This is a genomic window from Brevibacillus porteri, assembly GCF_003013475.1.
GTDB classification, from domain to species: domain Bacteria; phylum Bacillota; class Bacilli; order Brevibacillales; family Brevibacillaceae; genus Brevibacillus; species Brevibacillus porteri.
The window spans coordinates 87690-108912 of the sequence record NZ_PXZO01000038.1; the positions used below are offsets into that span (position 1 = coordinate 87690).

Annotated in this window: 21 protein-coding genes; 16 read left to right on the forward strand and 5 right to left on the reverse strand. The window is 48.5% G+C overall.

The window, feature by feature from the left end; genetic code table 11:
* Window positions 1-9: 9 nt before the first annotated feature.
* The 13 genes from C7R92_RS19280 to C7R92_RS19345 all read left to right on the forward strand — a co-directional run bounded on the left by C7R92_RS19280 (window position 10) and on the right by C7R92_RS19345 (window position 13317).
* A complete protein-coding gene (locus C7R92_RS19280) occupies window positions 10-402 on the forward strand; it encodes a hypothetical protein (RefSeq protein ID WP_017251197.1) in 393 nt (130 codons plus the stop codon).
* A gap of 30 nt (window positions 403-432) precedes the next feature.
* Complete coding sequence (locus C7R92_RS19285; protein ID WP_069848406.1) at window positions 433-945, forward strand: GNAT family N-acetyltransferase; 513 nt, start codon at window positions 433-435, stop codon at window positions 943-945.
* A gap of 79 nt (window positions 946-1024) precedes the next feature.
* Window positions 1025-1411, forward strand: coding sequence for a GNAT family N-acetyltransferase (locus C7R92_RS19290; RefSeq protein WP_106835339.1), 387 nt, complete (start codon window positions 1025-1027; stop codon window positions 1409-1411).
* A gap of 82 nt (window positions 1412-1493) precedes the next feature.
* Window positions 1494-3347, forward strand: coding sequence for a sensor histidine kinase (locus tag C7R92_RS19295; RefSeq protein ID WP_106835340.1), 1854 nt, complete (start codon window positions 1494-1496; stop codon window positions 3345-3347).
* A complete protein-coding gene (locus C7R92_RS19300) occupies window positions 3319-4077 on the forward strand; it encodes a response regulator transcription factor (protein WP_106835341.1) in 759 nt (252 codons plus the stop codon). Before C7R92_RS19295 ends, C7R92_RS19300 begins: the two co-directional genes overlap by 29 nt.
* A 91-nt stretch (window positions 4078-4168) precedes the next feature.
* Entirely contained in the window at window positions 4169-5461 is a 1293-nt protein-coding gene (locus C7R92_RS19305; protein WP_069848397.1) for an ABC transporter substrate-binding protein, read from the forward strand.
* A 54-nt stretch (window positions 5462-5515) separates the two neighbouring features.
* A complete protein-coding gene (locus C7R92_RS19310; RefSeq protein ID WP_017251191.1) occupies window positions 5516-6202 on the forward strand; it encodes a hypothetical protein in 687 nt (228 codons plus the stop codon).
* Between the two features lie 11 nt (window positions 6203-6213).
* Complete coding sequence (locus C7R92_RS19315; protein WP_017251190.1) at window positions 6214-7152, forward strand: carbohydrate ABC transporter permease; 939 nt, start codon at window positions 6214-6216, stop codon at window positions 7150-7152.
* Window positions 7142-7999 carry a carbohydrate ABC transporter permease gene (locus C7R92_RS19320; RefSeq protein ID WP_106835342.1) on the forward strand — a complete coding sequence of 286 codons (858 nt, stop codon included), beginning with the start codon at window positions 7142-7144 and terminating at the stop codon, window positions 7997-7999. The genes C7R92_RS19315 and C7R92_RS19320 overlap by 11 nt, the downstream gene beginning before the upstream one ends.
* Before the next feature lie 43 nt (window positions 8000-8042).
* Entirely contained in the window at window positions 8043-9386 is a 1344-nt protein-coding gene (locus C7R92_RS19325) for an FAD-dependent oxidoreductase (protein WP_106835343.1), read from the forward strand.
* Window positions 9387-9416: 30 nt separating this feature from the next.
* Window positions 9417-11105: a DUF4127 family protein gene (locus C7R92_RS19330; RefSeq protein WP_106835344.1), complete on the forward strand. Its 1689-nt coding sequence runs from the start codon at window positions 9417-9419 to the stop codon at window positions 11103-11105.
* 73 nt (window positions 11106-11178) lie between these two features.
* The gene (locus C7R92_RS19335) at window positions 11179-11652 is read left to right on the forward strand and encodes an MgtC/SapB family protein (protein WP_106835345.1); all 474 of its coding nucleotides are present in this window, start codon (window positions 11179-11181) and stop codon (window positions 11650-11652) included.
* A gap of 552 nt (window positions 11653-12204) precedes the next feature.
* Window positions 12205-13317 (forward strand): aminopeptidase, encoded by a 1113-nt coding sequence (locus tag C7R92_RS19345; protein ID WP_106835347.1) that lies wholly within the window; start codon window positions 12205-12207, stop codon window positions 13315-13317.
* 25 nt (window positions 13318-13342) lie between these two features.
* Here C7R92_RS19345 and C7R92_RS19350 read toward each other — a convergent pair whose 3' ends face one another.
* Both C7R92_RS19350 and C7R92_RS19355 read right to left on the reverse strand, forming a co-directional pair.
* Window positions 13343-13771, reverse strand: coding sequence for a DMT family transporter (locus C7R92_RS19350; protein ID WP_069848378.1), 429 nt, complete (start codon window positions 13769-13771; stop codon window positions 13343-13345).
* 23 nt (window positions 13772-13794) lie between these two features.
* Window positions 13795-14493 (reverse strand): cyclic nucleotide-binding domain-containing protein, encoded by a 699-nt coding sequence (locus C7R92_RS19355; protein WP_069848376.1) that lies wholly within the window; start codon window positions 14491-14493, stop codon window positions 13795-13797.
* Between the two features lie 192 nt (window positions 14494-14685).
* On the opposite strand from C7R92_RS19355, the gene C7R92_RS19360 reads away from it, so the two are divergent.
* Window positions 14686-15570, forward strand: coding sequence for an NAD(P)-dependent oxidoreductase (locus C7R92_RS19360; RefSeq protein WP_106835348.1), 885 nt, complete (start codon window positions 14686-14688; stop codon window positions 15568-15570).
* 18 nt (window positions 15571-15588) lie between these two features.
* Here the strand turns inward: C7R92_RS19360 and C7R92_RS19365 are convergent, their stop codons facing one another.
* On the reverse strand, window positions 15589-16680 hold the full coding sequence (locus C7R92_RS19365) for an AI-2E family transporter (RefSeq protein WP_106835349.1): 1092 nt from the start codon (window positions 16678-16680) through the stop codon (window positions 15589-15591).
* Window positions 16681-16882: 202 nt separating this feature from the next.
* On the opposite strand from C7R92_RS19365, the gene C7R92_RS19370 reads away from it, so the two are divergent.
* A complete protein-coding gene (locus C7R92_RS19370) occupies window positions 16883-19795 on the forward strand; it encodes a WG repeat-containing protein (protein WP_106835350.1) in 2913 nt (970 codons plus the stop codon).
* Between the two features lie 50 nt (window positions 19796-19845).
* Here C7R92_RS19370 and C7R92_RS19375 read toward each other — a convergent pair whose 3' ends face one another.
* On the reverse strand, window positions 19846-20028 hold the full coding sequence (locus tag C7R92_RS19375) for a hypothetical protein (protein WP_069848368.1): 183 nt from the start codon (window positions 20026-20028) through the stop codon (window positions 19846-19848).
* 39 nt (window positions 20029-20067) lie between these two features.
* On the opposite strand from C7R92_RS19375, the gene C7R92_RS19380 reads away from it, so the two are divergent.
* Complete coding sequence (locus tag C7R92_RS19380) at window positions 20068-20574, forward strand: GNAT family N-acetyltransferase (RefSeq protein WP_106835368.1); 507 nt, start codon at window positions 20068-20070, stop codon at window positions 20572-20574.
* Between the two features lie 65 nt (window positions 20575-20639).
* Here the strand turns inward: C7R92_RS19380 and C7R92_RS19385 are convergent, their stop codons facing one another.
* Entirely contained in the window at window positions 20640-21158 is a 519-nt protein-coding gene (locus C7R92_RS19385; protein WP_069848366.1) for an acyl-CoA thioesterase, read from the reverse strand.
* Window positions 21159-21223: the final 65 nt, after the last annotated feature.

A 21223-nucleotide genomic window follows, 5' to 3' on the forward strand; every position in this document is an offset into this window, starting at 1 on the left:
GGGATCCACATGGAATACATGGCATTATGGTTTATCCTAGGAATCATTTTTTCCATAACACTCGCCGCGAAGCAGATCAGGCCTTGGCTGAAATTCGTTATATTCGGTTACTACCTCGTGCTATCGTACCTATTTGTCTCACGTAAAGAACAGATATATAGTGAATATCATCGGGTGCCCGTGCCGGAGCAGTTCTGGGAAACCAACTCGGATTGGGTGGGATTCATACTCGGTTTTTATTTTGTTCCATTTCTCCTCATCCTGCTGTTCATATACTTTTGGTTGTTTCGAAATGCCAACAGTGTGAAGAAACGGTTTTTCATTGCCCTTACCATTGTACCCGCAGCGATTATCTATCTATGCTTGCTGTTTGTTTTCAGTATGTACGGATATCGACCTTGATAAAGAGATGTTAGATACGGAGGGGCTCTTATGAAGTCAGCGCTTTGTTATCGGGAAGGAACCGAGTTTTCAGAGGAAGAACTGCGTCAGCTGTCCCAATTGCTGATCGATGTCGTGGAGGATGGGGCTTCCCTTGGGTTTTTACCGCCTATGCAGTTGGAAGAAGCACGTGCCTATTGGAATTCGGTGTCCCATGAACACATGAAAATTTGGGTAGCTATACAGGAAGATGTCATCGTCGGAACCATCCAGTTGCATCTGGTGAGCCGTGCAAATGGATTGCATCGAGCAGAAATCGCCAAGCTGATGGTTCATCCTACTGCGCAGCGTCAAGGGATTGGGCGTGGACTGATGCTGCTGGCAGAGGCAAGGGCCCTTGCTGAAAACCGCAGCCTCCTCGTTTTGGATACACGAGCGGGCGACCCGTCGAACCAGTTGTATCAGTCGATGGGCTATCAAGAAGCAGGGCGCATCCCGGGGTTTGCCCGAGCGGCTGATGGTAGCTTGCATGATACCGTCCTTTACTTTAAAACATTGGAATAGTCGTACAAGCTACAAGCGGACGGTTAACAGGCGTCCGTTTTTTTGTTTTAATAGTATGAAAAAAGCTGGGGAGGTTCTCATGAAGGTATCCAAGCTTAGGTCTGGCCAAGAGGTTATCATCCGTTTAGGAAAAATCACTGACGCAGAAGCCTTTATTGCATTCGTACATCGCGTATCGGGAGAGTCGGATCATTTGTCATTTGGACAGCAAGAATGGACAGTCACCCCTGATGAGCAAAAAGAAAACATCAAAAGATGTCTAGAAACTCATAATCAACTGTTTTTAATGGCAGAGGTGGACGGGAGAATTGTGGGGAACCTGACTTTTCGAAGGGGGATCCGATCGCGGACGCAGCATGTAGGTGAATTTGGGATAGGCTTCAAGGAATTTGGTACGTTGACGAGAGATTTTATGATTGAGGATACATTCTACGATTGTCTCTACATGGGCATCGAAATAGACTGAGGAATAGACCGTCAGGATTTTACCTGGCGGATTTTTCGATGGATAAAATACTGATTATTCGAACAAGTGGAAAGGAGCCATCATGAAAAGGAAAGTCTCGACGCTTTTGCAAGGAACACTGCGGGCAAAGATTCTCACGCTTTTTCTCTGCTTGATCGCAATCCCGCTAAGTTTGCAAGGAATCATCACGTACAAAAAGTTTTCGGCTTCAACGGAATGGAGGACGGCTGAATACACAGGGCAGATTGTGGGTCAGATCAATCGCAACCTGGAGCGCAATATACGGGAGATGAAGCGTTTATCACTCATGCCGCTCTACGATCCAGAAGTCCTGTCCATTTTAAAAGAAATTCAGACAAATACGTCAGCTACTTCTTTTCTCTCCATGGAAAAAAGGGAGAAGATGACGCTGTATATATCCAGTCTTTCCTATAGCCGACCAGAAGTAAAGGGCATTCAAATCATCGCGGGGAATGGCATGATTTTTTCCAATCTGGACCCTTCCGTCATGAAGAGCAAGGGAGATTTGGCAGAAGAGGGATGGTATTCGCGCGTAATCAAGGAACAGGGGGCAGCCGTCATTATTCCACAGCATCGGCCCGGCTATTATTTGGATGCCTCTGGTGAGCTCTATGTGTCAGTGGCTCGGTTATTGCGGGAGCCTTATACGAAAGTACCGCTCGGAATCATTAAAATCGATATGAAAATGGCCATGTTTGATCAAATCTTGTCCGATATGCCTTTTACCAAGGATGGGAGCTTGATCATCGTCAATGAGGGAAACGAGCTGTTTTATGAAAAGAGAGATAGCGAAGGCTCACCGGGTTATCGTACTTTGCTGCAAGAAACTGACGGGATCAATCGCGGGGATGCGAATCAGATAATGATTCAGGGACAGCAATATCTCTTTGTGGATCATCAATCGAGAGAGACAGGGCTTGTAGTGATTAGTCTGATTCCGCTCGACGTCCTGCTCGCAGAATCCAATAGCTTGCGTAGTTTTACGATGCTGATTGCGGCGATGTTTTTACTCGTCGCTGGCGGACTCGCGATTTATTTTTCCTATTCGCTCAGTAAGCCGCTCGTTCAATTGAAAGAAAAAATGCTACAAGTAAAGCGAGGGAACTTCCATGAACGAGTTCCTGTCGATTCCAAAGACGAGATCGGGAAGCTGAGTGAGCAATTTAATCAGATGGTCGAGGAAATCAACCGCCTTGTCAATGAGGTCTATCTCAGCAGCTTGCGTGAGCGGGAGGCGGAGCTGGCGGCCTTGCAGAGCCAGATCAATCCGCATTTTATTTACAACACACTCGAATCGATCAATATGATGGCGATCCGCTCAGGTAATTACGATGTGTCCGACATGGTTTCTTCGCTCGGAAAACTCATGCGTTCTACGGTCGCTCGAGAGGATGGTCACGTTACACTGACGCAAGAACTCGTATCGTTACAATCCTACGTCCGTATCCAAAAGATTCGTTTGGGAGATCGCCTTCGGGTGTATATGGACGTGGAAGAGAGCCTGTCGGATCAGCGTATCCCGAAGCTACTACTACAGCCATTGCTTGAAAATGCAATTGCACACGGGATTGAGCATCAGGAACAGGGAGGGACGATATGGCTCACGGCGCTTTGTCAGGAGGGTGTGATGCAAATCAGCGTGAGGGACAATGGCAAGGGAATGTCTGAGCAATCATTAAGTCGTCTGCTCGCAAGTCTGCGTACGCCCATGCAGCAGCATGAGGTGACAGGGAACGGACACAATGGGACAGCATTGCGAAACATTTCCCAGCGGCTGACCTTATTGTTCGGGGATGAGTACGGGCTGACGATTGTGAGCAGACCGGATCAAGGCACGGAAATTACGATGAAGATTCCGCTCGATTTTCAGAAGGGAGAATCACGCCATGTACAAAGTATTGCTGGTGGAAGATGAACGAATGATTCGGGAAGGCTTGAAATTGTTAATTGAAAAAGGAACGTCCGGTTTTGCCGTCATGGCAGAAGCGGAAAATGGAAAGGATGCCCTGTATTATTTGCGTACGGAAATGCCTGATTTGATTGTGACGGATATCCGCATGCGGGAAGTCGACGGCTTGGCGCTGATCGGGAAAATTCGGGAGATGTACGAGGAGCTGCCCATTGTGATTATTAGTGGCTATGGTGATTTTCACTACGCACAGAAAGCGTTGAAGTACAAAGTCTCCGACTATCTCTTGAAGCCCATTGATCGATTAGAGCTGGTGAGCACGCTCGCAAAAATCAGGCAAGTGTTGGATCGCAAAAAGAAAGTCAGGGAAGAAGAAAACGGCGTCGACGGCAGCCATCGAGAAGAAAGACAAATCATTCGTAAGGTAAAAGCATTTATTCACGATCATTTGGACGGTGATCTGAGACTCCAGACGCTGGCGGAGTCTGTTCATTTGAATCCGATCTATTTGAGTCAATTGTTCAAGATCGAGACGGGGGAAAATGTCTCTGACTACATCACGCAGGTGAGGATGAACCGCGCCAAGCAGCTGTTACACGAGACGAGCCTGAAGGTGTATGATATCGCCCGCTTAGTAGGGTATCAGAGCGCGAAACATTTCATGCTGGTATTTAAAAAGGAAGTCGGGATGACACCCGGGAGCTATCGAGATCTCGTAGGGAGTAAAGATCTTTAAATCTCATACCAAATCTAAATCCTGCGTGATTTATCTTACTATTCACTCAATTTTATACTGGTGACAGGGAAAACAGATAAGGAGGTACGCCATGAAAAAGGCAATCCTATTGGCATTGTCTACTGCTTTGACAGCGTTTACATTTGGGTGCAGCAACACCGCGACGACTCCCGGTGACTCCGCAACAGGCAAGAAAGAAGCAGTAGAGCTTACGTTTTTGACATGGGGCAACCAAGCCCACCTGGACCTGTATACGAAGCTCTCTGAAAAATTTACGCAACAAAACCCGACCATCAAAGTGAAGCTGGAATCTGTGCCATTCCCCGATTACCAGCAAAAGGTGACGGTGCTGGCTGCTGGTCAGGAGCTGCCTGACATCGGTTGGGTGTCTGAGCGAATGGTGCCGCAGTTTATGGAGAATGGGATATTGGAAGATGTCTCGGATGTAAAGAACGACGCTGCTTTTAAGCTGGACGACTTTATTCCGTCGACGCTTGAGCTGTTCCAAAAAGACGACAAATTGTACGGACTGCCGTTTTCTACCCCGCCTACCGTCATGTTTTACAACAAGGACTTGTTTGACAAGGCAGGCTTGAAATCGCCCAACGACCTAGCGAAAGAAGGAAAATGGACGTGGGAGGAATTTGAAAAGTCGGCGCAGGCGATCTCGAGCGGAACTGGGGCGAGCAAAATCTATGGGGCCAACTTCTTCCGCGATTGGAAAACGTGGATCATCCTGTCTTCCTATTCATGGTCAAATGGCAGCGGCCCGTTCAACAAAGAAATGAATCAGTTTACATGGAATGACCAATACGGGGTGGAGACACTCAGCATGCTCCAACGGATGATGTTTACAGATGGGTCGCATCCGAAGGCGGGTGAGCAGGTCAGCTTTGAATCAGGCAAAATTGGCATGTTCTTTGATGTGTACAGCTACGTTTCGAAGGCGCGAACGATCAAGGACTTCAAGTGGGACATTGCTCCTATGCCAGCGGGTTCAAAAGGCTCGGCACCGATGCTCGGTCAGGCAGGGTATTCGATTTTCAAAGGAACAAAGCATTTGGAGGAGACTAAGCTATTCCTCAAGTTCCTCGCGAGTGAGCAGGGTGTCCAAGAGACCTCGACTTACTTTGTACCGCCGCGCTTGTCTGTGCTGAATTCCGATCCGTTTTTGAATGTTCCAGGCAACCCAGACCCTGCACACATCAAGCAGGCGGTTATCGATGAAATGCCTAAGGCACACCTGCAACCAGGCCATGTGGACTGGCAAAAAATCGATACGACAATACTGGCTGGTTTTGATCAATTATTCGGTCAAACGGCACAGCCTGCGGATATCGTGAAGTCGCTGGAAGAGAAAGTCAATCCGATCATGAAAAAGTAAGCTCATCACAACGGTCTGGGATACAGGCCGTTGTGACTTGAGAAGGAGGTTACGATGAATCGTTTTCGACAGGCACTGGAAGAGAAGCCGTTTCTGCTCATGGTCAGTCTCCCGCAAAACGACGAGACCTTAGCCAGAGCTGCAATGGAGGAAGGCGCAGATGGTTTGAAGATGCACATCAATGTGTACCATCGTGCCAGTGGCAACCGGTTTGGTCCTCTGGCTGAATATACGGACTTTCTCCAAACGATACGCAGCCAGTTCGCAGGGCCGATTGGCATTGTTCCGGGCGGGTCAATGGAGGAGCTCAATCCCGAGGAAATCAAACAGTTCGATTCGCTGGGAATCGATTTCCTTTCCATCTATGGTCATCATTTGCCAGCGTCCCTTTTGAAAAATGAAGGGGTGGCGAGTACGTTTGCCATCGATGATCAGTTTGATTTGTCCCGATTGGAAGCCGTGAAGCATTTTCCCATGACCGCATTGGAGGCGTCGATTATTCCGGGGAGTGAGTATGGCACGAGGCTTACATTTGCCGACCTGCTCACCTATCGGTACATCGTAGAGAAGGCGGGCATCCCCATCATCGTTCCGACACAGCGAAAAATTGTGGCGGAAGATATGGAAGCTCTGCGAGAAACGGGAGTTCGTGTCTTGTTAGCTGGAGCGATGGCGATCGGGAGGACCGAGGATGAAATGCGCCGTTCCATCCATGCATTGCGGAATGCGATTGACAACTGAGGAGGGATCGTATGGAGAGCAATTTGAATGTCCCGCTCTCTCCTGACAAGAGAACAAGTGGCACAAGGAAAAGATCCTTCAGCCGGGAAGCGAATCTGACAGGATGGCTGTTTATAAGCCCGATGGTCATCGGGTTTGTGGTGCTGTTGCTAGGCCCGCTTTTGCTCGCGCTGTACATGAGCTTTACGGATTGGCCGTTACTAGGGGAAGCCGAATTTATTGGTTTGGAAAATTACCAAGCGATCTTTCAGGATACCGAATTTTGGACAGTCGTGGGCAATACATTTGCGTTCTCGGCTGGTCTCGTCCCCCTGAACATCGTATTGGCGTTGGGGTTGGCCTTACTGCTCGTGCGCAAGCTGCCGGGGATCGGGATTTTCCGCACGGCCATTTTTGTGCCGGTCATGACATCGCTGATTGTCTGGGCGATTGTGTGGAAGTATTTGTTTGCGACAGACACGGGGTTCATCAATCAAATCTTGCAGATGTTCGGGATTACAGGCCCCTCATGGCTTTACAATCCAAAGCTGGCGATGCCGGTGGTGATCGTGACGAGTGTCCTGAAAAATGTGGGCCTGAACATGGTTCTGTTTATCGCTGCCTTACAGCAGGTGCCTGTTCATTTATACGAGGCGGCGCGCATTGATGGAGCTAGTCGGACGCGTCAATTGTTTCAGATTACGATCCCGATGATTAGTCCGACGGTTTTTTTAACCACGTTGTTGACGATTATCGGCTCGCTCAAGGTGTTTGGGCAGATTTACGTCATGACCCAGGGTGGGCCGGATAACAGTACAAAGGTGCTCGTCTATTACATATGGGAGCGTGCCTTCAAAAACTTTGAATTTGGTTATGCGTCTGCACTTGCCTTTGTGCTCTTCTTTATCATTTTAGTCTTTACGCTCTTGCAGTGGCAGTTTAGAAAAAGGTGGGTGTTCCATGAAGAGTAATCGCCACGGATTACAAGCGGGCAAGTTAGTGGGGATTGGCGGTCACTATGTGGCGTTAGGAGCGATCTCCCTACTGATGCTGGTGCCTTTTTTGTGGATGCTTTCTACATCGTTAAAAGAGCCGGCCAAAATATTCGTCTTTCCGCCAGAGTTTATCCCTTCATCAATCCGCTTGGAGAACTACACGGAGGTTTTGGCGAATACGCCGTTTCATCTGTTCTATTGGAACAGCCTGTACATTGCGATTCTGGTCACGGTTGGAACGGTATTATTTGCCTCGATTGCGGGCTATGCGTTTGCCCGAATTCCGTTTCGCGGACGCAATATCGTCTTTCTGGTGCTATTGTCGACGATGATGATCCCGCATGAAGTGACGTCGATTCCGATGTTTTTGTTCATGCGCATGCTTGGGCTTATCAACACGCATGTGCCGCTGATTGTGCTTCCCATTTTTGGAGCAGGCGGAATTTTTGGTGTGTTCGTCATGCGCCAGTTTTTCCTTGGGATTCCGAAAGAACTGGAGGAGGCGGCGATGATTGATGGCTGCTCGCGTTGGCGGATTTACTGGAGCATCATGCTGCCACTGGCGAAGCCAGCCATCGCGACGCTGACGATTTTTACGTTTTTGACGAGCTGGAACGAGTTTTACGATCCGCTCATTTTCATCAACGACAGAGAGCTGATGACGCTACCGCTCGCTTTGTCCTTGTTTACTGACGAAGTAGGGACAGCTTGGCATCATCTGATGAGTGCGTCCGTCATGGCGACCTTGCCGCTTTTGATCGTGTTCTTTTTCGCCCAAAAGCAGTTTATCGAGGGTGTATCGATGACGGGCCTAAAAGATTAAAAGATGAAAGGATTAAAAGAAGTTCAACAAGGAGTGAGTGCAGATGGATCGAGTAGTGGAAGCAGATGTAGTCGTGGTAGGCGGGGGACCGGCAGGAATCAGTGCCGCTCTCGCCAGCGGACGATTGGGAGCCAAGACGATCCTGATCGAGCGTTACGGCTTTCTCGGAGGGATGTCGACGATTGCGCTCGTTTATCCGTGGATGACGTTTCATACGGAGAAAGGCGAGCAAGTCATCAAAGGAATTGCACAGGAAATCGTCGACCGCTTGCAAGAAAAGGGGGGATCGCCTGGACATTTGCAGGATACGGTGGGATTCGTGAGCACAGTCACGCCGTATCATCCGGAAATTTACAAGCTGGTCGCGGTGGAAATGCTCAAGGAAGCGGGCGTCAAACTGTTTGTCCACAGCTTTGTCGATCAGGTGAAGGTAGAGGGGACAGAGATTACTTCTGTTACACTCACTAGCAAATCGGGCAAGTATGAGATCAAGGCCAAGGTGTTCGTCGATGCGACAGGCGATGCAGATATCGCTCATTTATCGGGGGCGTCGACGAGCAAAGGGCGAGATGCAGATGGTCTGACACAGCCGATGACCATGAAGTTTCGCATGCGCGGCGTCGATCTGGAGCAGGTGAAGCAGTACATGCTTGATCATCCGGAGGAGTTTTATCACAAGACGCCCTTTGCACAGCTACCGTCCATTCCACTGACGGGTGTCCAAGGCTTTTATACGCATTGGAAGATGTCAGGTGTTCCGATTAATCGGGATCAAGTTCTGTTTTTCACAGGGCCCGAGAGTGATGAAGTTCTGATCAATTGCACGCGTGTGCAGGGATTGGATGGAACAGATGTCGAGGACTTGACGGAAGCGGAGGAAGAGGGAAGACGTCAGGTAATATTTATGTCTGAATTTTTGAAAAACAAACTTCCGGGCTTCGCAAAAGCATCCATCTCTGCAGTCGGAACGCAAATTGGAATCCGCGAGACACGCAGAATCGTCGGAGAGTACAGCTTGACGATCGAAGACGTGGTAACGGGTAGACGTTTTCCGGATGTCATCGCACGAAGCGGCTATCCGGTTGACATTCACGATCCTTCTGGCAAAGGAGTAGTGGCAGCAGATATTGAAGGAGAGGGCGCTTATGACATTCCGTATCGATGCCTGATCCCTCAATCCATTGACAACCTGCTTGCGGCGGGGCGTTGTATCTCCACGACACATGAGGCGCTGGCTACGACCAGACTTACCCCGAGCTGTATGGCTACAGGGCAAGCAGCAGGTACAGCAGCGGCCATTGCATTTCACGACAAGAACATTCCGCGTTTGATTCACGTGGCGAAATTACAGGAACAATTGCGTCTAGCGAATGCCGTCCTCGATTAAACCTTTTCATTTTGAAAGGAGATTGGATCTATGAAAAAGTTGCGCGTTGTCATTTCAACAGTGGCTATGGCAGCACTAGTAACAGGCATGGTTCCATTTACGCAGACGAGTACAATTGCAGCGAAAAAAGCGTCGCCAAAGCCAATTGCCAAAGTCGCTCTTGTTCCCCTTGATGATCGTCCGGTCAATACGTATTTTCCTCAAATGTCAGCACGGGCAGGCGGGGTGGAGACGATTATGCCGGATGAAGACATGCTCGGTCACTTTATGACTCCGGGCGATGGGGAAGAAATTGGCGATTGGCTGATTAAACAAGCAAGCAAAGTAGACGGCTCAGTCATCTCTGTCAGCATGCTGGCATATGGCGGACTAGTTGCGTCCCGTACCGATCAACAGTCCTATGAAGATGCCCTATCGAATATCGAAGCCATTAAAAGACTGAGAGACAAAAATTCCAAAAAGCCGATCTACGTCTTCGATACGATTCAACGCTTGGCGGTGACGGCGACTGATCCCGAAACATTGAAGTACTATGAGCAAATCAGGGAATGGGCCATTTTATACGATGAAGTGCACAACCTCGGCATGACAGAAAAAAAGGATCGACTCGATCAGTTGGAAAGGGAGATTCCCGAGTCTGTGCTGGAAGATTACTTAAACGCCCGCGAGCGGAACCACAAGATTAACTCCTTGTTGATCGACTGGGTGGAAGATGGAACCATTGATTATTTAGTGCTGGCTCAGGATGACGCTGCTCCCCATGGTCTTCACCGGGCAGAGCGGGAGACCTTGGTCAAAAAAGCAAAGGAGCTGGATGTAGAAGATCGTGTAGCGATTTTCCCTGGAGCGGACGAAGTAGGAACCGTCTTGTTGAGCCGATTCTCCTTGAACGAAATGCGCATTCATCCAAAAGTAGCAGTCGAGTATTCGGGTATAGATGGCAGTGAGTGGACGGCGCCGTTTGAAGACACGACCTTTGATGTAAATGTCGAGAAGCATATCATCGCAGCAGGCGGCAAGCCCGTTCGGGATGAAGACGATGCAGATATCGTATTAATGATCCATTCACCGAAGAAAAAAGGACAGAGCAACGCAGAGAGACGCGATGATCTGGATGAGTTCGTCGAAGAAATCAATGATCTTCTGGAAGAAGGAAAGCAGGTCGCAATTACAGACGTTACGATTACAAACAAAGCTGACCCTGAGCTGATTGAGCGACTACAAGAAGGAGTAAAGCTGCCGGAACTTTTCGCCTACACGGCATGGGGAACGGCGGGAAATAACATGGGAAGCGCGTTGGGACAGGCGTTGCAACGATCAGCCTTTTTGGAAAAAGGAAATCAGTTCGGTGTGCCCTTAACGGTGGATGCGGCAGAAACTCATATCAATCTGCTCTTGTCATCGTTTGTAAATGACCATCATTACCGAAATGAAGTGATGGCAGAAGCACGTAACCTCGTAAAAGAGTTAAAGGGAAATGAGTGGAATCTCGGCGATGACTACGACGAAGTCAATGATTTTGTGAGGGATGAACTGACGCCACATGCGGAAGAATGGTACGAAAACTATTTTGCCAATCAATTGCTGGTTATCGGAAAGAGAGGCAAGAATACGTTTGAAGGCGAAATCGTCGAAGTAACGGATATAGTGATTAAGCTTCCTTGGGAGCGGTTGTTTGAAGTCTTTGTCGGGCCAGAAGTGAAGATTGAAAGGAAGTAAGATGTAGAAGAAGACGGTCTATTTTTCGAATCTGCACATATCATGTCTCTATCGCTATAAGAAGGTGACGAGGATGGAGACTCTACAATGGGTGTATGTGCAGTATGACTTGGAAATGTATGTGCGGGTAGTGGTGAGCGCGATTCTCGGTTTGTTCATCGGATGGGATCGCTCGCACAGAAACAAGCCTGCCGGGCTGAAAACGTACATGTATGTGTCCGTAGCCTGCACGCTCATCACACTCGTTTCTATTTACAGCACAAAGCTATACAGCGCGGCTGGCAACGGAACGATGATGGACCCGATGCGCTTGGCGGCACAGATTGTCACAGGTCTTGGTTTTTTGGGAGCAGGCGTCATCTTGAAGGACGGCTTGAAAGTAAAAGGACTGACCTCCGCAGCCATGATCTTTTTCGCTGGTGGGATTGGCATAGGGATCGGAGCCGGATTTTACGGCATTGTGATATTCTCGGTTATCGTCGCCTTTGTACTTGCGCGAATCAGTCAGCGTGTGGAAGATGTCCAGCACAAGCGGTTAGGAAAGTGATTCATGGAGAAGCGGTGCATTAGCATCGCTTTTTGTTTATGCGAATTTCTAGTCTACGCTTCGGCCTACGCACCGCAAGGGGGTATTGACTGTCCGCTTCGGAAAAAATGGCGGGAGCGCTTCAAACGCAGAAGTTTCAAGGAGGTAGTCTATAAAGTGAAGCTGAAATTCCCCGCCATTTTTTCCTACGCTAGGGTGGGCTCCAGAGGCGCTTGGACTGGAAATTCGCTTCTTCCTACGTAGCTTTTTCGTAAAATCGTTGAAAGTGACTCTAAGATGACTTTTCCAACTGAATTGACTTTCAGAAGCTTTCCCTGCGTTAACTTGCAAAATGTTTTAAACGCACAAAATCATCCACAGCTGTACGAAAGCACTGTCACATGTTTGGAAGGAGACCGCCCGAACGAAGAGAGGATACAGGCGACTGGAAAACATGTGGCAGGGCTTCTCCCGACCACAACAGTGGAGATCACGATTTTTTCGATGATATTCCTCTGACAAACGCGCGTTATGCTGGAAGAGCAATCACAATCTGGAAAGGACGCGTGCGCGATGAGAGATGAAAGACTAGGAAAAATAGCAGACAACTTAATTTCGTACAGCTTGGATGTGCAAGCCAAACAGCATATTATGATCATGGTCGTGGATGAAGGGGAGCCGCTGGCCATGGAATTGGTGAAGCGGTTGTATGCGAAGGGAGCGTATCCCCACCTGCGCTTTGTCCGGCCAAAGGTCCAGCGGGAATGGTTGAAAGGAATAACCGAAGAGCAGCTTGCCGAGACCGTTCAGTGGGAAAAGGACATGTGGTTTGGCATACAAGGCTATATCGGAATTCATGGCGAGACAAATGACAGTGAGATGAAGGATGTTCCGCAGGAGAAGTACCGTCTGTACGCAGAAGCGTATGATTCCATTTTCCATCATGTCGACAATCAAATTACAGGACTGCGCATTAATTTCCCGACCTCGGCCCTTGCTCAAAAGGCCAACATGACGACAGAAGCGTTTGAGGATTTTTATTTCAACGTATGTGCACTCGATTATCGAAAGATGGCCGAAGCGTGCCAGCCGTTGTACGACCTCATGGACAAAACGGACAAGGTGCGCATCGTCGGACCAGGGACAGACCTGACGTTTTCGATCAAAGGGATTGGGACGCGGACAGCGGTAGGCAAACGCAACATACCCGATGGCGAAGTGTATACATCTCCCGTGCGTGACTCGATTCACGGGACGATCAGCTACAATACGCCCAGCAGTTTCAAAGGTACGACGTTTGAAAACATCCGGTTTACTTTTCGGGAAGGAAAGATTGTCGAGGCGTATGCTAACCATGCGGACAAGCTAACGGAAATATTGGACACGGATGAAGGTGCACGCTACATCGGTGAATTCGCCATTGCGTTTAACCCGTACATTTTGCACCCGATGGGCGATACTTTGTTTGATGAAAAAATCGCTGGCAGCTTCCATCTCACACCGGGCCGTGCCTATGATCAGGCGGATAATGGCAACCGCAGCGCGATTCACTGGGACCTGATCTGCATTCAGCGTCCGGAATACGGTGGCGGCGAAATATGGTTTGACGATGTGCTGATTCGAAAAGACGGAAGGTTTGTGCATGAGGCTCTGCTGGGGCTGAATCCGGAGCAATTGATTCTGTAGGGGAGGGCGATAATGCCCTCCTTTTTTATTTGAATTTGAAAACTACTACGCCTGCGATCATGATGCCGATTCCGATGATCTTGTTCAAGGTGATCGGAACCTTTTGTACGCCGAACAGGCCGAGAGAATCAATGAGGAGAGCGACGAGCAATTGGGAGATGAGCAGAACCGATACAGCATAGGCAGGGCCGATGGCCGTAATGCCTTTCATCACACTAAAGACGATGAGCGCTCCGAAAACGCCTCCAAGCAAATACACCTTGTTAACTTCCCCAATGCTTTTCCAATCGCCATCACGAACGTAGAGAAAGATTGCGAATGATACAAGAAAGCCTACGGCGTGAACAATCGCATTGGTTTGCCACAGTCCGAGCTTTGTACTGGCTTGCGCATTGAACACGCTTTGCAGACATATAAAAACGCCAGCGAGTAACGAAAAGAGAATGCCTTGCACAATATGACCTCCTATATGGTTGATTACTCATAGATGTTTCCGCTCGCAAGCTCACTGATTTTTTCTCGATCCTTGATAATCAGTGCGCCTTTTTTGCGTTCGATCACGGAAGCTGCGCAAAGATTGCGGATGACCCGGTTTAGATGTCGGTAGCTGGTACCCAACAGCTCGGCTACCTCCGTCAGCTTCGCCGTCTTTAGCTCCTCGGAAGCAGTCGACCCTGTGTCGCTGGACAGCGTAGAGAGCATATAGCTGGCAAAGCGATTTTCAACGGGATACAACAGGTTCAGGCTGGTTGAGTTCGATGATGTATGCAGCTTGTGACTGATTTTATGCAGAATGAATTGCAAAAAAGGCGGGTGGTTCTGGTAGTTTTCCTGCAAAACTTTAAAAGGGAGACTGACCACGAGACTGCGATGGACAAACTCAACGGTATTGCGGACCTCGCATTGTGTGACATACTCGACATCTCCAATAATCGCGAGTGGATTGTTAAAGCGCAGCAACAAAGATTTTCCGTTAGGAAGCGTCGTGAAAATTTTGATTTTTCCCTTCAGAATGAAGTACATGTGGTGAAGCTGATCGCCCTTCGAACAGAGGATGTCACCCTTCTCAGCCTGATACAGGCGCATTTCATGGAGGGTAATGGCATCAAAAATATCGGGCAAGGGACTATTTTGCACCAGCGTATGCAAAAGGGTGCGGTCGTGAAGTTCTTTCATGTATCAAGCCTCCTGCTTGTTTGCTTGCAGGCTATACCCCCCTTTAGTAAAAGGTATTTACGCGCGAAAAAAAAGGACATATGTCCTTTTTCCCATTTAAACACAGAAGACGCGTAGCAGGAATATTCGGATAGATTCGAGAAGTACAATTGTCGAGATAATAGGAAAGAGAGAAACGAAGGAGTGGTTCACATGACTTTGCCTGTAAGTGAAAGCATTATTGGATTTGTAGGAACGGGTGTCATGGGGAAAAGCATGGCAACCCATTTTGTGCAAGCAGGATATACAGTACTGGTGTACACGCGTACAAAGGAAAAAGCGGCAGATTTGCTGGCAGCCGGTGCGATCTGGAAGGAACAGGTCAGTGAGCTGGCAAAAGAGGCAAACGTCATCATCACAATGGTCGGCTACCCATCTGATGTCGAGGAAGTGTATCTCGGCGTGGACGGAATTGTGGCAAATGCGAAGCCAGGCACTTATTTGATCGATATGACGACATCGAAGCCGTCGCTGGCGAAACATATTTATGAGGAAGCCAAAAAACACGAGCTGTATTCCCTGGATGCGCCTGTCTCTGGTGGAGATGTGGGGGCACGGGAAGCGCGACTGACTATCATGGTTGGCGGCGATCAGGAAGTATTTGATGCGATGGAGCCTGTGTTTACGATCATGGGGACAAACGTCGTCTTGCAGGGCGGACCAGGTGCAGGTCAGCATACGAAAATGTGCAACCAAATTTGTATTGCCACGAACATGATCGGTGTGTGTGAAGCGATCGCGTATGCGAAAAAAGCAGGTCTGGACCCGGAGAAAGTGCTGACGAGCATTGGAGCGGGTGCCGCAGGTAGCTGGTCGCTGTCGAATCTGGCACCACGCATGATCGCGGGCAACTTCGCACCTGGCTTTTACGTCAAACATTTTATCAAGGACATGGGCATTGCATTGGAAGCAGCGGAGGAAATGGGGCTGATGACGCCAGGACTCGCGCTCTCCAAATCGCTCTATGAAGAACTGGCAGCAAACGGCGAGGCAGATAGCGGCACGCAAGCTTTGATCAAATGGTTTGAAGGCAAGTAAAGGAAAAAGGAGCCCTATTCATGAGGGCTCCTTCTCTATGGTGTTCATCCGTTGGTTGACTTGTACATCTCGTACATCTTTTGGAACGGATTTATTTTTGGACGAGGGTTGTTCCATTTTCTTCACTTCTAAGATGTCCAGCAAGAAAACAAAGGACGGAATCCCGACAATCAGCCCCCATACGCCAAAGAAATGCTCGGAAAAGATCAGGACGACAAACGTGTAGAAAATCGGCAAGTGAGTCTTCGTTGCCATCAAGCGAGGGTTCAACACATATGCCTCAAGCGCATGAATCAACATGATGAAAACGAGCAAATAAATAACGGTTGCGATACCACCGACGCTAAAAGCGATGGCACTGAGCGGAATCAATGAAATGGCGACACCTGCAACCGGAATGAGCCCCAGTATGAAGACCATGATCGCGAGTCCCAATAGATTCGGAAAGCCCATGATCCATAGACCGATAACGGTGAAGGTCGTATTGAATAAGGCAATCAACAGCTGTGTTTCGATTACTTTACCAAAGGTCAGGATGAATTTTTGGCTGAAGTAGGCGATTTCGTTGTACAGCCAGGATAATTTGCTCGTGCGAAATTGAGCGGTAAACGTAACGACATTGTCTTTGCCGAGCAGGAAAAACAGACTCAGAATAATCGCCAGAAAGACATTGAACCCAACGTTTCTGACCACTGCGAGAAAATCAAGGCTGCCTTGAACGATGCCCTTCATATCTAGCTTCCCAACAACAGACATAAGATAAGGGGCAAACTCATTGTGCTGATTTTGGCGGTACACTTGCTCGATGACATGGAACAATTGTCCGGTTTGATGAATAAGCGCCGGAATGGCTTTCATCCCACCCACTACGAGAAAGAACGTCAGCAACATATAGAGGAAAATAAGAATCAGCTTGGGATGGATCGGCACGACTTTGTGTGTGAGACGTGTAAGATATTGATGCAGCCGATTCATTAAATAGGTAACTAAAAAGGTAAGCAAAACCATGTTCAGCATACTTCCCAAGGAGTAAAGCAACAAACAAAACAACGCCAAAATCCCAAATCGTCTTACATCCGGCTTTTGCAAGGCGGCAGCAAAGAAATTCATGGGAACATCCTTTCCAAGTGCTGTTATAAGCACTCCCATCCGTATACGATGATTATACTGCGTCGGTGTGAACAATTATAGCACGCTTAAAAGCGAGTGGAGGGAAAGAAAAGGTTCCAGTTGTTTGAAAAAGGGCAACGAAACTATTTCACCCTACGAAGCGTCAAAGGGAGGGAATGTTTGCCAAGGGGGCCTATCACGTATGAACATAAAAACGAAAACCATTAGTCTGGTTACGGCTGTCGTACTCGGGACAAGTGCGTGGACTTCTTCTGTCCATGCTGCTACGTTTTCCCAGATTCAGCCGTATCTAACAGACTACAAGATTGGTTTTACGGACGGTAACAAGCTGGTCACACAGGCCATTTATGATGATTTTGAGCTATTTTCCAAAGACATGATCGTAACAAAGGGCGGTAAAAAAGGAATTCTCGATGCGCGAACCGGGAAAGAAATAACCCCTGCGATTTGGGATAACATTGACATCCCCGATTCCAAAAATATCGCGATTGTTCAAAAAGGCGGCTGGTTCCAATATATCGACTTGAAGACGCATAAGCTGTCGACCATGAAGTTTGCCGGAGCCCATCCGTATTATTTGGCCCCAGAGCAAGGGACGGCGATTATGCTGCTGGGAAAATCATCGATGCTGATTCATACAGATGGAAAGGTCCTGATTCCGCCATTTGCGGGCAAGCTGTCGATGGTTGAACTCGTTGCTCCTGATCAGACGGAAAATAAAGAGGCGGAGAAAAAGAGGTATTTCGTCGCGACTACTCCAAAAGAGCTCATCATGTACGATCCTGCTTCCGGCAAAAAACTGTTCGCGCTGGCAAAAGCAGAACTGATTCCGAACGAAGGCGGTTCTGACACTGCGTATCTCAAGGTGCGATCCGGTGGAAAAGAAGGCTTGATCGATCGTAATGGCAAGTACGTACTCGAGCCGAAATACAATGCGATCTATATTTGGAACAATGGATACTTTCAGGTGATCGGACCCAAGGGACAAGGGCTGTGGAAAGACGGACGGATACTGGCAGAGCCCATTTACAAAGAAGTCGGGTTCGAGCATAACAATCCGGATATGTATTGCACGGTTTCTGGAGATGTCATCACGTATCACTCCAGGTCCAAAGGTACGTCGCATCCATTGAAAAAAGGTGCCCAGTTTTTGCATGGCAGCTATGTGCTGGGACAGGACCCGAAAACAAATCTGTACGGTGTCCTCCAAGTCGGGGGAGAGACGGTCATCCCCTTTGCTTATCCACGGGTAGAAGGTCCGCCAGCTGCACGCTTGCTCGTCCGTAGCGACGGCAAAAAAGCGATCCTCCCAGCCTGGGGAAAAGAAGTCAAGGAGCCTGATTTCTGGTTCGACTCGTATGTGACATTGGGCAGCTACAGCATGCTGAGCATCAAAGACGGAAACAAAATCGGGCTTTATTCTGAAGATGAAGGCTTGGTCCTGTCTCCGGTTGAGAATCGAATCATTCGCCACGAGGAAGTAACGGGCGAGGTTCTGGTGACGGAGCCGGGTGGAAAGGTGCTGCGATACAGCATCGGAGGGAAACAAATAGAAGCTGTCAATCCAAATCCGTTGTCCGATGATTTGATGACAGCGTATCAGCCGGGAAAAGGCGTTATGATCGTGGACCGCAAGACGAACCAACCAATCAGCAAGCTCTACCAATCTGTCTACATGGATTCCGATACCAATCTTATCGTTGCGATGGATCACGATTGGGCGGATCTTTATACCCCTGAGGGCAAGCTGTTGACGACGGAGATCAAAGTCGCCGTGTGGAAGTCAGGCAACGACGGACCGCCTCTCACTTTGATTAAAGTTGCTGACTCCGTATACACCATGGGTGTGAGAGCGGGGAATATCGAAATGGCGATGATCAAGGCCGATGGCGGGCAGCTTCAGGTCGTGAGCGATTTTGTGTATCGGGATGCAGACGAAGCGATCGTACAAAATCAAAAGATTGCAGTGACAGCACGTTTGGACGGTACACTGGATGTATGGGTGCAAGAAGGGAACCAGCTCACAAACAAGCTCACTAGCGTGAAAGGTTTTCACAGGGAATCTGATTTTGATCGGGTATTGATTCAATCAAGTACAGGATGGGATGTATATTCACCGCAGTTGCTCCGCCTAAGCACGGGCGATTATCAGTCCATGAAGTATTTGCCCTTACCGGATCGTAAGACGGGTGTCATTGCCTACCAGGACAAGAAGACGGGATTGTATGGCCTCATGTCACTGGAAGGCAAGGTGCTGACAGCGGCCAAATATGAGGCGATTTTGCCAACGAACAAAGTATTCTCACAAATGTGGAGTAAGGCAGACGATCAGACGCCTTATGTATTCACAACGAAAGACCAGTTCGGTTATCTCAGTCAAGGTGGGCAAGAGTTGTTTGCGACAAGATTCCTGACGAAAAAACCAGTGGTCTCCTATAGTCCGATTACGTTCCAAGCGTTTTCGGCCTACTCGGATGTGATGCGACATCGCCCGCTTGAGCTGATCGATTTCGGCAAACCGTATAGCTGGCCAGCTGGTGGCAACAGCGAGAGCAAATTTTTTGCCAATCTGGCGCTTTATTTGAATCTGCCGAAGGATGCTGGCAAGCAAGCGGTACTTTCAGATCTGGTGTCCAAGGGTATCATCAAAGCCGATGAGAATCGTTCTGTCATGAGCGACGAAGATATGTTCCGAGTGGCTTATTTCATGGCGACAGGCAAAACGAGTCAAGCGATGAAGACGCCACAGGTGATGGAGTGGGCACAGAAGCGGGGAATTGTGCCGGTGCGAGAGGGAATGAGCTACTACATGACAATGGATTTGTACACGGAGTATCAGCACATCCTGATGACCGAGCTCATGCGTTCCCTGAAAGGAAAAAAAGTGCTCAAGCCAAAGACGTTAACGACGGCTTCACTCAGTGACGCACAACAACAAATGCTAACAACAGCTCTGATCGTAAACGGCAAGCCAGCCAATCAATTATCAGTGCCGCTCCCGCAAGCTGAGTGGCAAAAAGCCATTCAAGGCTTGGTCAACCAGTACAACAAGCAAGCGGCTCAATTGCTTGCGGCCTACGAAGCGAAGCTGTGAGTAGATAAACGTACAGGCGCGGATGTTCATCCTGCGCCTTTTTTGTGCTATTAAAAAAACGGCCAATATTTTACAATTAGCACGTAGAAGGCAGCATGAACGCAAGCCGTGACAGCCAAGGAGACAATGAACGAGACAAACGAAATCTGATCGAGCTTGTAAGCGACCAAGAAAAATATCGTAAAGGCAATAAAGGCGATAAACGTACCTTCTTCTAGATAAGCAACAGTCATATGAAAATTCCACCTCTATTCAAGAAAGGATACCTTCCCCTGATGATTTCTATTGAAAAATTAAGTATACAAGATGCAGCCAGCTTGTTTCAATTTGAAGTGTACAATCGCGCTTTTTTTGAAAAATCGGTTCCCAGTCGGGGAGACGCTTACTACCAATATGACCATTTTTTACGTGGTCTGCAAGCCTTGCTCGACGAGCAGGCGCAAGGAATCTCGTTTTTTGGCCTCATAAAAAACAGCCAGGGTGACATCTTGGGCAGAATGAATTTGGTAGACATCGAGAAAGACGAAGGAATCGGACATCTCGGTTATCGAGTCGGGGAGGATACTGCTGGTAAAGGAGTGGCTTCGCAAGCACTGAAGATCTTTTTAACGGAGCACGTTCCCCAATTGGCTGTCAAAACCATCTGTGCTAAAACTACAACGGATAACATCTCCTCGCAAAAAGTGTTGTTGAAAAATGGATTCGCGCCCTATGACATAGGGCTGGAAACACCAGATGACTTTCTCCACTTTCGCTTTTGCGTCCAAAGAGTAAGATAGAAACAGCAAAAAGTCCCCAGCCTGCAAAAAGGTAAGGGGACTTTTTGGCGTTATAGGGTGTCCAATCACGGTTCCCACGGACGTCTCGTTCCGAGCATATCCGCGAGATGCTTATTGTCCTTGCGACGAACTTTCCGTTTCTCCGCTCGCTTTTCAGCACCATCATGCAAGAATTTTTCCTCTTCTGTTTCTGGAACGACCTTGGGCACGGGGGTAGGCCGTCCATCCTCGCCAATGGCAACAAACGTGAGAAACGATGTAGCACAGACTGTCCGAACGCCTGTTAGCAAATCCTCTGCGACAATTTTGACAAAGACCTCCATCGACGTGTTATGCGTCCATGTGACGAAGGCTTCGAGCGCAACCTCATTGTCGACCCGGATTGGCTGCAAAAAGTCGACGGAATCAGTAGAAGCGGTAACGACTGGTCCACGGGCATGCTTCATGGCAGAAATCGCAGCAACATCGTCGATATGCGCCATCAGCCTGCCCCCGAACAGCGTATTGTGATTGTTCGTATCCGGGGGTAACACATGGCTTGCTTTGAATGTGCGCGACTCCCGAACAAAACGTTGAATCGTCATAAAGGTAGCTCCCTTCTTTCTTGCAATCGGATTATGAATGATGACAATCTTCTCTCCTTTTCATT

Bases quoted from the DNA above. Each gene is read 5' to 3' on its own strand.
- C7R92_RS19290 (WP_106835339.1), top strand. From the start codon at position 1,025: ATGAAGGTATCCAAGCTTAGGTCTGGCCAAGAGGTTATCATCCGTTTA.
- C7R92_RS19310 (WP_017251191.1), top strand. From the start codon at position 5,516: ATGAATCGTTTTCGACAGGCACTGGAAGAGAAGCCGTTTCTGCTCATG.
- C7R92_RS19295 (WP_106835340.1), top strand. From the start codon at position 1,494: ATGAAAAGGAAAGTCTCGACGCTTTTGCAAGGAACACTGCGGGCAAAG.
- C7R92_RS19315 (WP_017251190.1), top strand. From the start codon at position 6,214: ATGGAGAGCAATTTGAATGTCCCGCTCTCTCCTGACAAGAGAACAAGT.
- C7R92_RS19330 (WP_106835344.1), top strand. From the start codon at position 9,417: ATGAAAAAGTTGCGCGTTGTCATTTCAACAGTGGCTATGGCAGCACTA.
- C7R92_RS19345 (WP_106835347.1), top strand. From the start codon at position 12,205: ATGAGAGATGAAAGACTAGGAAAAATAGCAGACAACTTAATTTCGTAC.
- C7R92_RS19305 (WP_069848397.1), top strand. From the start codon at position 4,169: ATGAAAAAGGCAATCCTATTGGCATTGTCTACTGCTTTGACAGCGTTT.
- C7R92_RS19365 (WP_106835349.1), bottom strand. From the start codon at position 16,680: ATGAATTTCTTTGCTGCCGCCTTGCAAAAGCCGGATGTAAGACGATTT.
- C7R92_RS19370 (WP_106835350.1), top strand. From the start codon at position 16,883: ATGAACATAAAAACGAAAACCATTAGTCTGGTTACGGCTGTCGTACTC.
- C7R92_RS19360 (WP_106835348.1), top strand. From the start codon at position 14,686: ATGACTTTGCCTGTAAGTGAAAGCATTATTGGATTTGTAGGAACGGGT.
- C7R92_RS19285 (WP_069848406.1), top strand. From the start codon at position 433: ATGAAGTCAGCGCTTTGTTATCGGGAAGGAACCGAGTTTTCAGAGGAA.
- C7R92_RS19335 (WP_106835345.1), top strand. From the start codon at position 11,179: ATGGAGACTCTACAATGGGTGTATGTGCAGTATGACTTGGAAATGTAT.
- C7R92_RS19300 (WP_106835341.1), top strand. From the start codon at position 3,319: ATGTACAAAGTATTGCTGGTGGAAGATGAACGAATGATTCGGGAAGGC.
- C7R92_RS19325 (WP_106835343.1), top strand. From the start codon at position 8,043: ATGGATCGAGTAGTGGAAGCAGATGTAGTCGTGGTAGGCGGGGGACCG.
- C7R92_RS19385 (WP_069848366.1), bottom strand. From the start codon at position 21,158: ATGACGATTCAACGTTTTGTTCGGGAGTCGCGCACATTCAAAGCAAGC.
- C7R92_RS19375 (WP_069848368.1), bottom strand. From the start codon at position 20,028: ATGACTGTTGCTTATCTAGAAGAAGGTACGTTTATCGCCTTTATTGCC.
- C7R92_RS19320 (WP_106835342.1), top strand. From the start codon at position 7,142: ATGAAGAGTAATCGCCACGGATTACAAGCGGGCAAGTTAGTGGGGATT.
- C7R92_RS19355 (WP_069848376.1), bottom strand. From the start codon at position 14,493: ATGAAAGAACTTCACGACCGCACCCTTTTGCATACGCTGGTGCAAAAT.
- C7R92_RS19280 (WP_017251197.1), top strand. From the start codon at position 10: ATGGAATACATGGCATTATGGTTTATCCTAGGAATCATTTTTTCCATA.